The organism is Nocardia amikacinitolerans NBRC 108937 (assembly GCF_001612615.1).
GTDB classification, from domain to species: Bacteria; Actinomycetota; Actinomycetes; order Mycobacteriales; family Mycobacteriaceae; genus Nocardia; species Nocardia amikacinitolerans.
Genome location: NZ_BDAU01000009.1, coordinates 407,207 through 422,935 on the forward strand (window position 1 = coordinate 407,207; position 15,729 = coordinate 422,935).

Annotated in this window: 13 protein-coding genes and 1 pseudogene; 12 read left to right on the forward strand and 2 right to left on the reverse strand. The window is 69.5% G+C overall.

From position 1 onward, the window contains the following. Positions 1 to 100 precede the first annotated feature (100 nt). The 4 genes from hflX to NAM01S_RS09955 all read left to right on the forward strand — a co-directional run bounded on the left by hflX (position 101) and on the right by NAM01S_RS09955 (position 5,206). Positions 101 to 1,546: a GTPase HflX gene (hflX, locus tag NAM01S_RS09940; protein ID WP_067782870.1), complete on the forward strand. Its 1,446-nt coding sequence runs from the start codon at positions 101 to 103 to the stop codon at positions 1,544 to 1,546. A gap of 331 nt (positions 1,547 to 1,877) precedes the next feature. Further along, positions 1,878 to 2,738 carry a lysophospholipid acyltransferase family protein gene (locus NAM01S_RS09945; protein WP_084482728.1) on the forward strand — a complete coding sequence of 287 codons (861 nt, stop codon included), beginning with the start codon at positions 1,878 to 1,880 and terminating at the stop codon, positions 2,736 to 2,738. A 67-nt stretch (positions 2,739 to 2,805) separates the two neighbouring features. Next, on the forward strand, positions 2,806 to 3,855 hold the full coding sequence (locus NAM01S_RS09950; RefSeq protein ID WP_067782618.1) for an alpha/beta hydrolase: 1,050 nt from the start codon (positions 2,806 to 2,808) through the stop codon (positions 3,853 to 3,855). A 205-nt stretch (positions 3,856 to 4,060) separates the two neighbouring features. Next, the gene (locus NAM01S_RS09955; RefSeq protein ID WP_067782621.1) at positions 4,061 to 5,206 is read left to right on the forward strand and encodes an acyl-CoA dehydrogenase family protein; all 1,146 of its coding nucleotides are present in this window, start codon (positions 4,061 to 4,063) and stop codon (positions 5,204 to 5,206) included. A 211-nt stretch (positions 5,207 to 5,417) separates the two neighbouring features. Here the strand turns inward: NAM01S_RS09955 and NAM01S_RS09960 are convergent, their stop codons facing one another. Together NAM01S_RS09960 and NAM01S_RS09965 are read right to left on the reverse strand one after the other, a co-directional pair. After that, complete coding sequence (locus NAM01S_RS09960) at positions 5,418 to 6,059, reverse strand: histone deacetylase (protein WP_067782876.1); 642 nt, start codon at positions 6,057 to 6,059, stop codon at positions 5,418 to 5,420. A 168-nt stretch (positions 6,060 to 6,227) separates the two neighbouring features. Beyond that, positions 6,228 to 7,361: a YeiH family protein gene (locus NAM01S_RS09965; protein ID WP_084482730.1), complete on the reverse strand. Its 1,134-nt coding sequence runs from the start codon at positions 7,359 to 7,361 to the stop codon at positions 6,228 to 6,230. Between the two features lie 117 nt (positions 7,362 to 7,478). Here NAM01S_RS09965 and NAM01S_RS09970 point away from each other — a divergent pair, with 117 nt between their 5' ends. The 8 genes and pseudogenes from NAM01S_RS09970 (at position 7,479) to fdxA (ending at position 15,686) form a co-directional block, all read left to right on the forward strand. After that, positions 7,479 to 8,396: a LysR substrate-binding domain-containing protein gene (locus tag NAM01S_RS09970; protein WP_067782624.1), complete on the forward strand. Its 918-nt coding sequence runs from the start codon at positions 7,479 to 7,481 to the stop codon at positions 8,394 to 8,396. A 134-nt stretch (positions 8,397 to 8,530) separates the two neighbouring features. Next, the gene (locus NAM01S_RS09975) at positions 8,531 to 9,316 is read left to right on the forward strand and encodes a GntR family transcriptional regulator (protein ID WP_067782627.1); all 786 of its coding nucleotides are present in this window, start codon (positions 8,531 to 8,533) and stop codon (positions 9,314 to 9,316) included. Between the two features lie 11 nt (positions 9,317 to 9,327). Continuing rightward, positions 9,328 to 11,993 (forward strand): annotated as a pseudogene (locus tag NAM01S_RS09980) (fumarate reductase/succinate dehydrogenase flavoprotein subunit). Next, positions 11,993 to 12,220, forward strand: a complete 228-nt coding sequence (locus tag NAM01S_RS09985; protein WP_067782630.1) for a 4Fe-4S dicluster domain-containing protein — start codon at positions 11,993 to 11,995, stop codon at positions 12,218 to 12,220. The pseudogene NAM01S_RS09980 and the gene NAM01S_RS09985 overlap by 1 nt, the downstream one beginning before the upstream one ends. 21 nt (positions 12,221 to 12,241) lie before the next feature. Next, positions 12,242 to 13,663, forward strand: coding sequence for an ABC transporter substrate-binding protein (locus NAM01S_RS09990; protein ID WP_067782633.1), 1,422 nt, complete (start codon positions 12,242 to 12,244; stop codon positions 13,661 to 13,663). Positions 13,664 to 13,696: 33 nt separating this feature from the next. Then, entirely contained in the window at positions 13,697 to 14,572 is an 876-nt protein-coding gene (locus NAM01S_RS09995; protein WP_067782636.1) for an ABC transporter permease, read from the forward strand. Beyond that, positions 14,569 to 15,354, forward strand: a complete 786-nt coding sequence (locus NAM01S_RS10000; protein WP_067782639.1) for an ABC transporter ATP-binding protein — start codon at positions 14,569 to 14,571, stop codon at positions 15,352 to 15,354. Before NAM01S_RS09995 ends, NAM01S_RS10000 begins: the two co-directional genes overlap by 4 nt. Then, the gene (gene fdxA, locus NAM01S_RS10005; protein ID WP_067782642.1) at positions 15,351 to 15,686 is read left to right on the forward strand and encodes a ferredoxin; all 336 of its coding nucleotides are present in this window, start codon (positions 15,351 to 15,353) and stop codon (positions 15,684 to 15,686) included. The genes NAM01S_RS10000 and fdxA overlap by 4 nt, the downstream gene beginning before the upstream one ends. The last annotated feature ends 43 nt before the right edge of the window (positions 15,687 to 15,729 follow it).

A 15,729-nucleotide genomic window follows, 5' to 3' on the forward strand; every position in this document is an offset into this window, starting at 1 on the left:
GACGTATGACATCAATCCGGCCGACGACGACTTCGATTTCGTCGACTCGGCCGACGACACCGCGCGCTCCGGTGACGTGGTGGCCGAACGTGCCGCCAGAATGAAGCGCAACGGCTGGACGATGGAGCCGACGGTCGGTGAGCTGCAGCTCGACGAACGCAGCTCGCTGCGCCGCGTCGCAGGTCTGTCCACCGAACTCACCGACATCACCGAGGTCGAGTACCGGCAGCTGCGCCTGGAACGGGTCGTGCTGGTCGGCGTGTGGACCTCGGGCTCGGCGGCCCAGGCCGAGGCGAGCATGGCCGAGCTCGCCGCGCTCGCCGAGACCGCGGGCTCGGAGGTGCTCGAGGCGCTCATCCAGCGCCGCGACCGGCCGGACCCGGCGACCTACATCGGTTCCGGAAAGGCCGACGAACTCCGCTCGGTCGTGCTGGAGACCGGCGCCGACACCGTCATCTGTGACGGTGAGCTGACCCCTGCCCAGCTCACCGCGCTGGAGAAGGTGGTCAAGGTCAAGGTGATCGATCGGACCGCCCTGATCCTGGACATCTTCGCCCAGCACGCCACCTCCAGCGAGGGCAAGGCGCAGGTCTCCCTGGCCCAGATGGAGTACATGCTGCCCAGGCTGCGCGGCTGGGGTGAGTCGATGTCCCGGCAGGCCGGTGGTCGCGCGGGCAGCAACGGCGGTGTGGGTCTGCGCGGTCCCGGTGAGACCAAGATCGAGACCGACCGCCGCCGCATCCGTGAGCGGATGGCCAAGCTGCGGCGCGAGATCCGGGAGATGAAGACCGCGCGCGAGACCAAGCGGGCGCGGCGGGCGTCCTCGGGCATTCCGCAGGTCGCCATCGTCGGTTACACGAACGCGGGCAAGTCCAGCCTGATGAACGCGCTCACCGGCGCGGGTCTGCTGGTCCAGGACGCCCTGTTCGCGACCCTGGATCCGACCACCCGGCGCGCCGATCTGGACGACGGCCGCGAGGTCGTGTTCACCGATACCGTCGGCTTCGTGCGGCACCTGCCGACCCAGCTGGTCGAGGCGTTCCGCTCGACGCTGGAGGAGGTCACCGGCGCCGATCTGCTGCTGCACGTGGTGGACGGCTCCGACTCGATGCCCGCGGAGCAGATCAAGGCCGTGCGCGAGGTGATCACCGACGTGATCAAGGAGCAGGGCGCGGCCGCGCCGCCGGAACTGCTGGTGCTCAACAAGATCGACGCCGTCGATCCGATGGAGCTGACCAGGCTGCGGGCGCTGCTGCCGGACGCCGAGTTCGTCTCGGCGCAGACCGGCGAGGGCATCGAGAGCCTGCTCGACCGGCTGGCCGAGGTGCTCGGCGGACTGGACGTCGAGGTCGGCGTGCTGCTGCCGTACACCCGAGGCGATCTGCTGGCGCGCATCCACGCCGACGGCCGGATCCTGTCCTCCACCCACGAGGAGGCGGGCACCCGGGTCCGGGCGCGGGTGCCGCACGCGCTGGCCGCGGCGCTGTCGGAGTACGCGCACGCGGGCGGCGACGGCGCGGGCCCCGACGAAGGGCCGTCGGCGTAGGCCGCGGTACCGGACGGAAATAGAACCGACCGTCACGTTCGCTATCGTGCCGATAACGGACGTGGCGGTTTGTCGTTCCGCTGGGATTCGATGCGTTCCGGTGCCGTATACCGTTCGGCACCAGCGTTTTTCGATGTCCGATCGGCTGCCCGGTCGTAGCTCGGGCGTGGCAAGGGTTGTGGCGGATCACACTTGACGACCACCCGTGTTGCAACCTGTTCCAACGTCATCCGGTAGCATCGGCCCCGATGCCGTATTCGACTGCGGCGCAGGGGACCTTAATTCCGTACGACGATGTGCTGGGATCCGACATGCGATGGGGTAGCCACCAATGCCTGAATCCTCGCCTAACGCGGCGGTGCTGACCGACGGGGCGCCGCTGGAGGTACGTCTCGACGAGACCGACATCCGACTGATCGAAGCCTTGCTCGCGCCGCTGCGGGCTTGGACGAGTCCACGCTTCTACGGCCTGGACAACATTCCCGCCGACGGCCCGGTGCTGCTGGTCGGCAACCACAACCTGATGGGCGGCATCGACGCCCCGCTGCTGATGCCCGAGGTGCTGCGCCGCCGCGGCAGGCTGATCCGCGGTCTCGCCGAGAACGTGCTGATCGCGGTGCCCGGCCTGCGCCACTTCCTGCACTACTACGGCGCGGTGCGCGGCAACCGGAACAACTGCATGGCGCTGCTCGCCCGCGGTGAGGCCGTCATCGTCTTTCCCGGCGGTGGCCGCGAGGCGGTGCGCCGCAAGAACGAGAAATACCTGCTCAAGTGGGAGGGGCGCACCGGATTCGCCCGGATGGCGATCGAGGCGGGCGCGCCCATCGTGCCGGTCGCGATGATCGGCGTCGACGACGCCTTCGACATCGTCTTCGACGGTGATCACCCGGTGATGCGTCCGCTGCGCTGGACGGTCGAGGCGCTCGGCCTCAAGCGCGACCTCACCCCGCCGCTGCTGCGTGGCGTCGGCCCGACCCTGATCCCGCGCCCGGAACGGTTCTACTTCTCCGCTGGCACCCCGATCGACCCGGCGCCGTGGCGCGACGCCGACGACCTCGACACCGCGGCGACCGACTTGCGCGACGTCGTCCGCAAGGCGCTCGAGGAGGAACTGAAGTTCCTGTTCGCCGAGCGCGACCGTGATTCCGGTCGCACCCTGGTCGGTCGGGTGCGCGGCTTGCTGCCGTTCTGACCCTTCCTGAGACGATCTCGAGAATTTACTTGGCAATCTCTCAGCTACACCTACGTAGCGTGGGGAGATGCGTGGGACACGAAGTAGATCGGTGGCCGCGGCCGCCGCGGTCGCCCTTCTCTGCGGTGCAGGCGCGGCGGTCGGCGGGAACGCGAGCGCGGCAGCCACCGATTCGATCGCCGCGCAGAGCTTCAGGACGCAGGCCGACGACTCCCGCATCGTCGACACCACCGTGCTGGACGGGCGCAACCTGCGTCTCCAGGTGTATTCGGCAGCCATGGGCCGGACCATCGACATCGACGTGCAGCGTCCGGCCGACGCCTCGGCGCCGCGCCCGACGCTGTACCTGCTCGCAGGCGCGGGCGGCGGCGAGGACACCGCGACCTGGCAGCAGCGCACCACCGCGCTGCAATTCCTCGCCACGAAGGACGTCAACGTCGTGCAGCCGGTCGGCGGCGCGTTCACCTACTACACCGACTGGCGCTCGGCCGATCCCGCGCTCGGGGTCAACAAGTGGCAAACCTTCCTGGCCGAGGAACTGCCGCCGTTGATCGACCGCGCTCTCGGTACGAACGGCACGAACGCCATCGCGGGATTGTCCATGTCGGGCACCTCGGTGCTGCAGCTGCCGATCGCCGCGCCCGGGCTGTATCGCGCGGCGGCGGCTTACAGCGGCTGCGCCCAGATCAGCGACCCGGTCGGCTACAACTTCGTCAAGACGGTGGTCTCCGCGGGCGGCGGCGATACGGCGAATATGTACGGCCCGCAGAGTGATCCGCTGTGGGCGGCCAACGATCCCTACCTGAACGCCGAGGGTTTGCGCGGGCTGGAGCTGTTCCTCTCGACGGGCACCGGCATCCCCGGCCAGTGGGACACCCTCGACGGCCCGTACGCCCTGCCCGGCGTCGGCGGGCTGGCCAATCAGCTCACCGTCGGCGGCGCGCTCGAGGCGGCCTCGAACTACTGCACGCACAACATGCAGACCCGCCTGAACGAGCTCGGCATTCCCGCGACCTTCGATTTCCAGCCGGTCGGCACGCACTCGTGGGGGTACTGGGAAGACGCGCTCGTCGCGTCATGGCCGGTCCTGGCCAGGGGGCTCGGCCTGCCCGCCTGAACCGGGTTTTCATAGCGGAAAGCTATGTATTCATCTCTCCTCAGGTTTGTCGCGAATCGTCGCGTCGACGGCCGTTTCGAGGCCGCCGGACCAGGTGAACCCGCGAATTTCGGACGTGAAGTGAACTGCCATTCCCGTTCCGGGTACCGTATGCGGTAACGACGGGTTGGTGTGGACCGCCCGGTGTGGTCACTAGGAGGTTGGTGTGGAGCGCACACTGTTCGAGCCCGAGCACGATCTGTTCCGGGAGTCGTTCCGCAAGTTTCTCGATCAGCACGTCGCGCCGAACCACGCGAAGTGGGAAGAGCAGGGGATCGTCGACCGCGAGGTCTGGCTCGAGGCGGGCAAGCAGGGCTTCCTCGGCATGGCCGTCCCGGAGGAGTACGGCGGCGGCGGGGTCAAGGACTTCCGCTACAACGCGATCGTCACCGAGGAGTGCGTGCAGGGCCAGTACTCCGGCCTCGGCTTCGCGCTGCACAACGACGTCGTCGCGCCGTACCTGCTCGAGCTGGCCAACGAGGAGCAGAAGCAGCGCTGGCTGCCCGGCTTCTGTTCCGGTGAGATCATCACCGCCATCGCGATGACCGAACCCGGCACCGGCTCGGACCTGCAGGGCATCAAGACCCGTGCGGTCCGCGACGGCGACGACTGGATCCTCAACGGCGCCAAGACCTTCATCACCAACGGCGTCAACGCCGACATCGTCATCGTTGTCGCCCAGACCGACCCCGAGAAGGGCGCGATGGGCTTCAGCCTGCTGGTGGTCGAGCGTGGCATGCCGGGCTTCGAGCGCGGCCGCAACCTGGACAAGATCGGTCTCAAGGCCCAGGACACCGCCGAGCTCAGCTTCACCGACGTGCGGGTGCCCGGCAAGAACCTGCTCGGCACCGAGGGCATGGGCTTCATCCACCTCATGCACAACCTGCCGCAGGAGCGCATGTCCATCGCCGTCATGGCCGCCGCCGCCATGGAGGCCTGCCTGGAGATGACCTGCCAGTACGTGCGCGACCGCAAGGCGTTCGGCAAGCCGATCGGCGCACTGCAGAACACCCGTTTCGTACTCGCCGAGCTGGCCACCAAGACCACCGCCGTGCGCATCATGGTCGACCGCTTCATCGAGGACCTCAACGCGGGCAAGCTCTCCGCCGAAGACGCCGCCATGGCCAAGTGGTGGAGCACCGAGGAACAGCTCGACCTCATCAACCGCTGCCTCCAGCTGCACGGCGGCTACGGCTACATGAAGGAATACCCGATCGCCAAGGCCTACATGGACGCGCGCATCCAGACCATCTACGGCGGCACCACCGAGATCATGAAGGAGATCATCGGACGCTCGCTGAATCTGAGCTGATCTCTTCTTCTTTCGCCTCCGGCCGCACGGGAACCCGTGCGGCCGGACGCTTTTCCGGGCAGTCGAACGACCACGATCGCCCTCGACGTCGCCTGCGGATACCTCGAGAGCGCTCGGGACGCGGCCGAGTCGTGCACGACGCCGTCCATTTCGACGCTTCGCAGGGCCTACACAAGCTCTGCGAACCGCTGCACTGGTTGTTCCGGGGGTATCAGTCCGCGGGCAGGGGCGGGGGGTCGGTAGTGCGCAGGAGATTGGCGACGGCGGTGGGGGTCCAGTGCAGGTCCGCACCGGGGCGGGTGGCCAGGTAGGCGGCGGTGCGGGGGAGCGGCCAGCCGTGGGATTCGGTGATGCCCGCGGCCAGATGGCGCAGGTAGGCGGGGGAGGGCGGGTTGCCGGGGAGGTCGGTGTGGCGCCACGGGGCGGTGCAGGTGAGGATCGGGTGGCCGTCGAGAGTGCCTGCGCGGACCAGGGTTTCGTAGCGACCGGGGCCGAGCGCGGTGCGTCCGTTCGTGAGCACCTCGGTCAGGTCCAAGTCCTCGCCCGGCGGGCGGTACATCTCCTGGGCGACGATGTCGGAGAACTGCGCTGCCGTCAGCAGGTAGGCGCGGGCGGCGGTCTCGCCCATGGCGTCCGGCGCGTAGAAGCCGCGGCCGCCGGTCCACGTGAGCGATTCGGTGGCGAAGTAGAGCAGTCCGGGCAGCATGAGCGGTCGGGATCGCCGCGGCGCGGAATGGTCGCGGCACCCGGGAAGTTCGATCGCGCCGCCTTCGGGCCGACCGCCCTCGAGATAACAGTGCAGCCGGCGGTGATGCATGTTCGAGCCGTAGGCGGCGTACCACACGAGGCACATCACCCTGCCATTGTCCCTCGTCGCGGTGAGCGTCGCCTCGACGGCAGCAGTCGGCGAACACGCGTGGCGTAGGCGCGGCAGCTCGTCACACCGAATACCGGAAGCCGAGCCGATAGGTCGCGGGGACGCCGAGCGCGATACGAGTCCGCGGCCTCCGCCGAACAGTGGTCAGAGCCACCCGGTGGCCTGCTGCAAGGCCAGGCATGACACCGCGAGGACCAGCCCGAGCGCTCCGCCGAACACCAGCGGTCGAATGCCCGCCGCGCGCACCCGTTGCCATGACAGCGAGGTCCCGATCGCTGCGAGCACCGCCGCGATCAACCACGCGCTCATCGCGGCGAGCGGCCCGGACCACGATTCGGGAACCAACCCGAATCCGGCGATAGCCGAAGCTGCTACGAAGAGCACCACGAACAACGGGATCACCCGCCATGCCGCGAGGCGGTCGTCGGTCTCGGGGTCGGCGTGCTCGGCGCTGGGTCGCCCACTGTCGGACGAGCTGGTGTCCGAGCGCCCGGCGCTGCGTTGCCGAATGCCAGTCCGGCTGTCGTCGCGTTGCCCCGCGCCGCGTCGCCAACCCCTCGAATTCCCAGCGCCGCGTTGCCCCAGATGCAACCCCACGCACATCGGCACGATCAGCAGACTGCGCACCAATTTCACGATCACCGCGAACTGCGCCGCGGCGGGGCCGAAGATTGCGCCCGCCGCCAGGACCGAGGACGTGTCGTTGATCGCCGTGCCCGCCCACAGTCCGAACGCTTCCTGAGACATGCCGAATAGCCGGCCCAGCGGCGGAAAGATGAGCACCGCAAGGACATTGAAGACGAAGATGGTGCCGAGCGCGTAGGCGACTCGCTCCCGGTCCGGCTTGATGACGGCGGTCGCCGCCGCGATCGCCGACGCGCCGCAGATCGTCGACCCCACCGCGACGAGCGTCGCCGATTCCCGATCGAGCGCGAGCAACCGACCGACGACGACCGCGGCGACCGCGCCCGCCACCACCGTGCCGACCAACACCACCGCCGTCTGCCGCCCGACGCTCAGCACCGCGCCGAACGGCAGCCCCAAACCGAGCAGCATGATGGCGAGTCCGAGCACACGCTGTCTGGTCACCTCGAGTCCGGGGCCGAACACACCGTCCTCGTCGACCGACCGCCTGCGCGCGAGCCCGACCAGCGCGCCCGCGCAGAGAGCGAACACCGGTGCGCCGACGACCGGCACCGCCCGGCCGATCAGCGTCGCGAGGGTGGCGAGCCCGGCGACCAGCGCGAGCCCGGGTAGAAGGCGAGGTGAGCAGCACACGCTTCCACCCTCGCGCCACGGACGTCACCCAGGTAGACAGCGCTTTCGGTCCACCTCATAAGATTCGCTTATGTCCGCCCATTCCGCCCCGGTCCGCCGGGCCCGTACTCCGCGCCCATGACGCTGCCTCCGGGAACGCCCGACCTGGACGTCCTCGATCTGCTCGTCTCGGTCGCCGAACTCGGCAGCCTCGGTGCCGCCGCCCGCCGCCACGGCATCAGCCAGCCCGCTGCGAGCATGCGCATCAGCGCGCTGGAACGCAGGCTGCACCTGCGGCTGCTCGACCGAGGGCCGACCGGCTCCGCGCTGACCGACGCGGGCCGCGCCGTCGTCGACCATGCGCGCCCGGTGCTCGAGGCGGCCCGATCCTTCGGCGTCGCGGTGGCCGCCCTGCGCGCGGGCAGCGTCCCCCGGTTGCGCGTCGCCGCCTCCAAAACCATTGCCGACCATCGCATTCCGCAGTGGTTGCAGGCGCTGCGCGGTGTCCACCCCGAAGTGGCGGTCGCCCTGGAGGTGGCCAACAGCAGCCAGGTGCTGGAACTGGTCCGCCGCGAGGCCGCCGACATCGGGTTCGTCGAGGGTCCGCATCCGCCCACCGACCTCGGTAGCCGGGTGCTCGGCGCGGACGAACTCGTCGTCGTGGTTTCTCCCGCGCACCCGTGGGCACGCCGCCGCGGCCGGGTGTCGCCGCGGGAGTTGGCCGCCACTCCCTTGCTGTGGCGAGAGCCGGGATCCGGAACCCGCGACGCGGTCCGGGAGGTTCTGGAGGGATTCGGCGAGCCGGCCCGACCGGCCGCGGAACTGGGCTCGGCGGCCACGATCATCGCCGCCGCCCGCACCGCGGTGGCGCCGGCGGTGGTCAGCAGGCTGATCGCCGCGCCCGAACTCGAGCGCGGGACGCTCGTCGAGGTATCGCTGACCGAACCCGCCGCGCTGACTCGACTGTTCCGCGTGGTGTGGCGGCCGCGCTTCCCGCTCTCGGGTCCCGCGCGGCTGCTGGCCGAGATCGCCGAGCGAACCGAATCGGACGGCTGAGTCAACTGGTGATACTCGTGGGAGCCCCGGCGTTTTCGCAGGTGAGAGCCCCGCGCTCGGTAGCGGAACTGGCGTAACCACCTGGTAATCGCCGGAAACGTCGCGCGTAACGATCCGTTCCCAGCATTTGCCGCATGACAGGCAGAACGTATCCCGGCACCGGACGCCGCTCGGCGCCCGCCCGGCGGGTCAGGGACATTCTGCGGGCACGGATCCGCAGCGGCGTTTACGGCAATCTGCCGTTGCCCTCGGAGAGCCAACTCGCGGCCGACTTCGACACCAGCCGCAATATCGTGCGCGACGCGCTCACCCTGCTGCGCGACGAGGGGCTCGTCGACCGGGTCCCCGGCGCGGGCACTTTCGTGGTGGCGGACAAGGCGGTGCAAGGTCTGGACCGACTGCGCGGCCTGGCCGAGACCTTCGAGACGGGCAGCGACCGCGTGGTCAACACGGTCCTGCTTGCCGAGGTCGTGCCCGCCACTCCTATCGTCGCCGAGCGGCTCGAGCTGGAACCCGGCACACCGGTGGTGGCACTGGAACGCGTCCGCCATTTGGACGGCGCGCCGCTGTCGCTGGACGCCAGCTACCTCACCGCCGACGTCGGCGCGCCGCTGTTGCAGTGCGATCTCACCGGCTGCGACGTCTTCGGCCTGCTGGAGGCGGAACTCGGGCTGCCGCTCGGCTCGGCCGCGGTCTCCATCGAGGCCGTCGCCGCCGATGCGACAGTGGCCGGGCTGCTCGCGGTGCGTCCCGGCTCGCCGCTGCTGTTCCTGGAACGACTCACCTACACCGATTCCGGCCGGCCCATCGACCTCGAGTACGTGCGCTATCGCGGCGACCGGTTCTCGCTGTCCGGCCGGCTGCACCGCATCCCGGTCACACCGAATCGCGGTGCGGCCGAACTGAAGGAAAGGGGCTGATCCGGATGTCGATGGACATTCCACCCGTCGCCGAACGCCGGGAGCTGAGCTGCGACGTGCTCGTCGTGGGCGGCGGAACCGCGGGCACCATGGCCGCGCTCACCGCCGCCGGACACGGCGCCGACGTGCTGCTGCTGGAGAAGGCGCACGTGCGCCATTCGGGGGCGCTGGCGATGGGCATGGACGGAGTCAACAACGCGGTGGTGCCCGGCAAGGCGACCCCGGAGGACTACGTCGCCGACATCACCGTGGCCAACGACGGGATCGTCAACCAGCGCACCGTCTATCAGACCGCCACCCGCGGCTTCGAGATGGTGCAGCGGCTGGAGAGCTACGGCGTCAAATTCGAGAAGGACGAGCACGGCGAGTACGCGGTGCGCAAGGTGCACCGCTCCGGCAGCTATGTGCTGCCGATGCCGGAAGGGCGCGATGTGAAGAAGGTGCTGTATCGCACCCTGCGCGCCCGCGACGTCCGCGCCAAGGTGACCATCAGCAACCGAGTGATGCCCGTGCGAGTGCTCACGGTGGACGGCCGAGCCGTCGGTGCCGTCGGATTCGATACGCGCAGCGGCGAATTCGTCACCATCTCGGCGGGGGCGGTGATCCTGGCGACCGGCGCGTGCGGTCGTCTCGGGCTGCCCACCAGCGGCTACCTGTACGGCACCTACGAGAATCCGACCAACGCCGGCGACGGCTACGCGATGGCCTACCACGCGGGCGCGGAGCTCTCCGGAATCGAATGCTTCCAGATCAACCCGCTCATCAAGGATTACAACGGCCCCGCCTGCGCCTACGTCGCCAACCCGTTCGGCGGCTACCAGGTCAACGCCGAGGGCAACCGGTTCGTCGACTGCGACTACTGGTCCGGGCAGATGATGGCCGAGGTCAAGCGAGAACTCGACAGCGCGCGCGGCCCGATCTATCTCAAGCTGAGCCACCTGCCCGACGCCACGATCCAAGAGATCGAGGGCATCCTGCACACCACCGAGCGCCCGACTCGCGGCACCTTCCACGCGGGCCGCGGCACCGATTACCGCACCAGCGACATCGAGATGCACATCTCCGAAATCGGTTTGTGCAGCGGTCATTCCGCGTCCGGCGTGTGGGTCGACGAGCACGCGGCGACCACCGTGCCAGGGCTCTACGCGGCGGGGGACATGGCCCTGGTGCCGCACAACTACATGATCGGCGCCTTCGTCTACGGCGACATCGCGGGGGAGAGCGCGACCGAATACGCCAGGGGCGTGGCGCGGCCCGCGCTGCCGGAGGATCAAATCGAGGCGGCCCACGCGCTGATCTACCGTCCGCTGAGCAATCCGGACGGGCCGCCGCAGCCGCAGGTCGAATACAAACTGCGCCGCTTCGTCAACGACTACCTGCAACCCCCGAAGACCCAGCGCTACCTCTCGCTCGGCCTGGCCGCGTTCGAGCGGATGCACGCCGACATCGCCCAGATGAGCGGGCACACCCCGCACGAGCTGATGCGCTGCGCCGAGGTGACATTCATCCGCGACTGCGCGGAGATGGCGGCGCGGGCCTCCTTGCGGCGCACCGAAAGTCGCTGGGGCCTCTACCATCAGCGCTCCGACTGGCCCGCGCGCGACGACGCGGAGTGGTTCTGCCACCTCAACCTCTACCGCGGTGAGTCCGGCGACATGCGGTTCCTGACTCGTCCGGTGGCGCCCTACATCGTTCCGGTGCCCGGCTTCACGCGGCCCGACGGCGTTCCCGACGTCGCGGCGCCGGAGCTGGTCGGCGCTTGGAGCGCCCGATGAGCGCCCGGCTGCTCGAGCTGATGGACCTCGCCGAGGAATGCCCGCAGCTGTCCGAGCTGCGGCCGTTCCTGACCGACGCCGACCCGGAGGTGCGCCGCACCGCGCTCTCGGTACTCAGCGAGACCACCGAGGAGTGGGCGCAATCCTCGCCCCTGGTCGCGGCGGCCCTGTCCGATCCGGACGTGTCCGTGCGCCACGCCGCCATCGGTCTGCTCACCGAGCTGCTCGAAGTCCTCGTCGCCGGAACGGAATTCGACGCCGCGCTGCGTGCCGCCGCGACAGCGCAGGAGCCCGCGGTGCGCGCCGCCGCGATCGAGGCGCTGTGGCGGCACCGGCGCACCGACGCGACGGAACTGTCCGGCTGGTTCGCCGATGCCAACGCCGCGGTGCGCCGCACAGTGGTGGCGGGCCTCACCTCGGTGGACGCGCTCGTCGAACTCGACGCCGCCGCCGCCGATCCGGCGCCGAACGTCCGCATCGCGGTCGCGAAAGGCACTGCCGCGGTGGGTGACCCGCGCGGTGCGGCGACCCTGATCCGGCTGGCGGGTGACCCGGACCCCCTGGTGCGGGCAGCGGGATTGACCGCGCTCGCGCAGACCGGCTGCGGTGACGACGCCGCGGCCGTCGCGGCGGCCGCCATGGACGACCCCGCCTGGCAGGTACGCCAGGGCGCGGCGATCGCCTTGGCCGTCGCCGACCCCGAATTCGCCGCCCCGCGGCTGATCTCGGCCGTCACCGACGGCAACCTCGACGTCCGCAAGGCCGCCGTCCGCGGCCTGGCCGAGCGAATCGCCGAACGACCGGAGGTCACCGCCGCCCTCCGCACCGCACTGGAAGACCCGGACGCCGATGTCCGCGCCTTCGCACGCATCGGCATAGCCAACTCCGGAAAGGAACTCTGATGGCCCAGGTCACCACCCGCATCGACGTCCCGGTCACCGTCGACGAAGCCAAGTGCATCGACGGCTGCACGCTCTGCGTCGACATGTGCCCGCTCGACTCGCTCGCGATCCACCCCGACACCGGCAAGGCGTACATGCACGTCGACGAGTGCTGGTACTGCGGACCGTGCGCCGCGCGCTGCCCGGTCGGGGCGGTCACCGTGAACATCCCGTACCTGCTGCGCTGAATCCGGGCGGAGGAACACACGATGAGGAAACCACCCACCCGGCTCACGGCCATGCTGCTCGGCGCCGCTACCGCGACAACGCTGCTCACGGGCTGCGGCTCCGGCGGCGACGACAACACGATCACCATCGACATCGGCTACCAGTCCAAGACCATCAACACCGTCACAGCGGGCACGCTGCTGCGCGACCGCGGCACCTTCGAGGCCAAGCTGGACGAACTCGGCAAGGCCAAAGGCGTGCGCTACCGCGTGGAATGGAAGGACTTCGCCTCCGGCCCGCCACTTACCGCGGCGATGCTGGCCGGCCAGGTCGACATCGGCTCGATGGGCGACGCCCCGATCCTGGTGAACGGCTCCAAGACCCGCGACCATCCCGACGTCGCCTCGGAGCTGATCGCGGTCACCGGCTACAACCTGCGCGGCTCGCTGAATCAAATCGTGGTACCGGTGGATTCGCCCGCCGCGACGCTCGCCGACCTGCGCGGCGAGGTCGTCTCGACCAGCGTGGGTTCGGCCGCGCACGGCATGCTCGCCACCGGCTTGTCCGCCGCGGGCATGACCCTCGACGACGTGAAGCTGCTCGGCCAGGATCCGCCTGTCGGCGCCTCGGCGCTCCAGGGAGACCAGGTCGCCGCGCTGGCTCAGTTCGTGCCGTGGCCGCAGAAGCTGGTGTTCGACGGCAAGGCCCGGCTGCTCTACGACGGCGGCAACGCGAACATCCCGACGTTCCACGCCGTGGTGTCCACCAAGCGGTTCGGCGCCGATCACCCCGACATCGTCGCGGCGTTCTTGGCCGCGCAGCGCGAAACGACCGACTATCTCAACAGCAATCCGCTGGCCGCGGCACAGCGCGTCGCCGAGATCACCGGCTTACCGGCCGAGGTCGTCTACCTGTACAACGGCCCGCACGGTCTGGTCAGCTTCGACGCCACCCTCAAGCAGCCGCTCGTCGACGGGCTCGGCACGCTCTTGCCGTTCCTGAAAAGCCTTGGCGCGCTGGCTGATCTGGATCTGAACGAATTCGTCGAGGACAAGTATCTGCGCGCGCTCTACGGCACCGAGTACGACGCCGAGCGCGCCGACACCGCGCCGCCGAGCCCGTTGACCGGCGTCGACCCGGTCTGCGGCGGGCAGCTGGACGATCCGGCCACCGCATCGGAGGTGTGGTTCGCCGGACAGGATGGAACCTCCGTCGCCAGGACGCCGAGTTGTCTGCTGCGCCAGATCGCCGAGCGCGGCGGCGAGGTACGGGCCGCCTATGTGCCCGACGCCGCCACCGGCATACGGATCTTCGCCGCCACCGCCACTTGGGTGAGCGATCCGGCCGCCGCACCCGAGCAGCGGCTCCGGCCGTTCGCCGTCGAGGCCGACGCCAAGGCGTACGCAGGGGCCCATCCGGGCAGCACGGTCCTGGACTACCGCGCCGCACTCCAGGCGCGCTGACCCGCACCATCTTTCGAGATCGAGGAGCCGACCATGACGGTATCCGCGGAACCGATTTCCGCCGTCCCCGCCGCGTCCACCGACGCCGCGACAACGACCCACCCGAGCGGTGGGCGATCCCTCCGAAACCCCGTCCCGCCAAGGCTGAGTGCCGCGCTGCTCACCGCGGTCCCGCTGGCGGCGCTGGTGCTGCTCTGGTATCTGCTGACCATCAACCAGGTGGTGTTCTGGCTACGCTTCGACAAGATCCCGACACCAGGTGCGGTGTTCGAGTCATTCCGTGCGCAACTGGGCACCGGCTCGTACTACAGCAACATCCTCGCCAGCACCCGGCGCATCCTGGTCGGCTTCGGCCTCGCCACCGTCGCCGGTGTGCTGATCGGCATGGCCATCGGCCGGTCGGCGCTGGTCAGCGCGCTGGTGCGCCCCGTAGTCGAGGTGTTCCGCCCGATACCCGCGATCGCGCTGGTGCCTCTCGCCATCCTGCTGTTTCCCACCGGCGAACAGGGCATCGTGTTCATCACGTTCTTCGCCGCGTTCTTCCCGGTGGCGGTCAGCACCATTCACGCCATGCACGCCTTGCCCAAGGTGTGGGAGGAAGCGGCCCGCACGCTCGGTGCGCGCCGCGGGACCATCCTGTTCCAGATCGCGCTGCCCGGCGCGCTCCCGGGCATCTTCTCCGGACTCTCGGTCGCCATGGGTGTCGCGTGGATCTGCGTCATCAGTGCCGAGATGATCTCCGGCCAGTTCGGGATCGGCTACTTCACCTGGCAGTCCTACGGTTTGCTCGACTATCCGAGTGTGGTGGTCGGCATGCTCTCCATCGGTGTGCTCGGCTGGGCCACCGCGTTTCTCGTCGAACTGGTCGGCCGCCGGGTCAACCGCTGGCTGCCGAGGGCCGTCCGATGAGCACCGGAGCAGCCGTCCGGCTGACGGGTCTGCGCATCGCCTACGGCGAAAGCCTCGCCGCGGAAGTCGATCTCACGGTCGATCCGGGAGAGATCGTAGTGCTGCTCGGGCCATCGGGATGCGGCAAGTCCACCATCCTGCGGGCCATGGCTGGACTTCTCCCGCCGATCGGTGGCACCGTGTCGGTGGACGGAGCCACCGTCGGCGCGGCGGCCGATCAGTGCGCCATGGTGTTCCAGGAGGACGCACTGCTGCCTTGGCGCACGGCCCGCAAGAACGTCGAGTTCGCGTTGAAGTTGCGGGGCGTGCCGCGCGGGCGGCGCCGCGCCGAAGCGCTCGACCTGCTGGATCAGGTCGGTCTCGCGGGCTTCGGCGATCACCTGCCCGGCGCGTTGTCCGGCGGCATGCGCCAGCGGGTGCAGCTGGCCCGAACCCTGGCCGCGCATCCCCGGGTGCTGCTGATGGACGAGCCGTTCGGCGCATTGGACGCCCAGACGCGCGCGGACATGCAGCGGCTGCTGATCTCGGTGTGGCAGCGGCACGAGACCACCGTCCTGTTCGTCACCCACGACGTGGACGAAGCCCTACTGCTCGCTGACCGCATCGTGTTGTTGACGCCGCGGCCGGCCCGTATCCAGCGCGTCGTCGAGATCGAGCACCCGAGGGCGCCCGGCGCCCGCTTCGAACCCGAATTCGCCCGCAGGCGTTACGAAATCCTGGCCGCGCTCGGCGAGTCCGCCGAGACCACCGATGCGGCGATCGAAGTGCGGAGCGCGTCATGACCTTCGTGATCGGCGCCGCCTGTGTCGACGTCATGGACCGGGCGTGCGTGGAGGAATGCCCCGTGGACTGCATCTACACCGGAGGGCGGATGGCCTACATCCATCCCACCGAGTGCGTGGACTGCGGTGCGTGCGAGCCGGTCTGCCCGGTCGAGGCGATCTATCTCGACGACGACATCCCGGAGGCGCAAAGGGTTTTCGTGGCCGAGAACGCCCGGTTCTTCGATGAGCCACTGCCCGGCCGCGACGCCGCGCTCGGCTCGCCCGGCAGCGCAGCGAAGGTGGGCGAACTCGGGGTGGACACGCCTTACGTGGCGGAGTACGAGCCATGAGCGCGCCGACTCGCCCGCTCCGCATCGCGATCGTGGGCGCGGG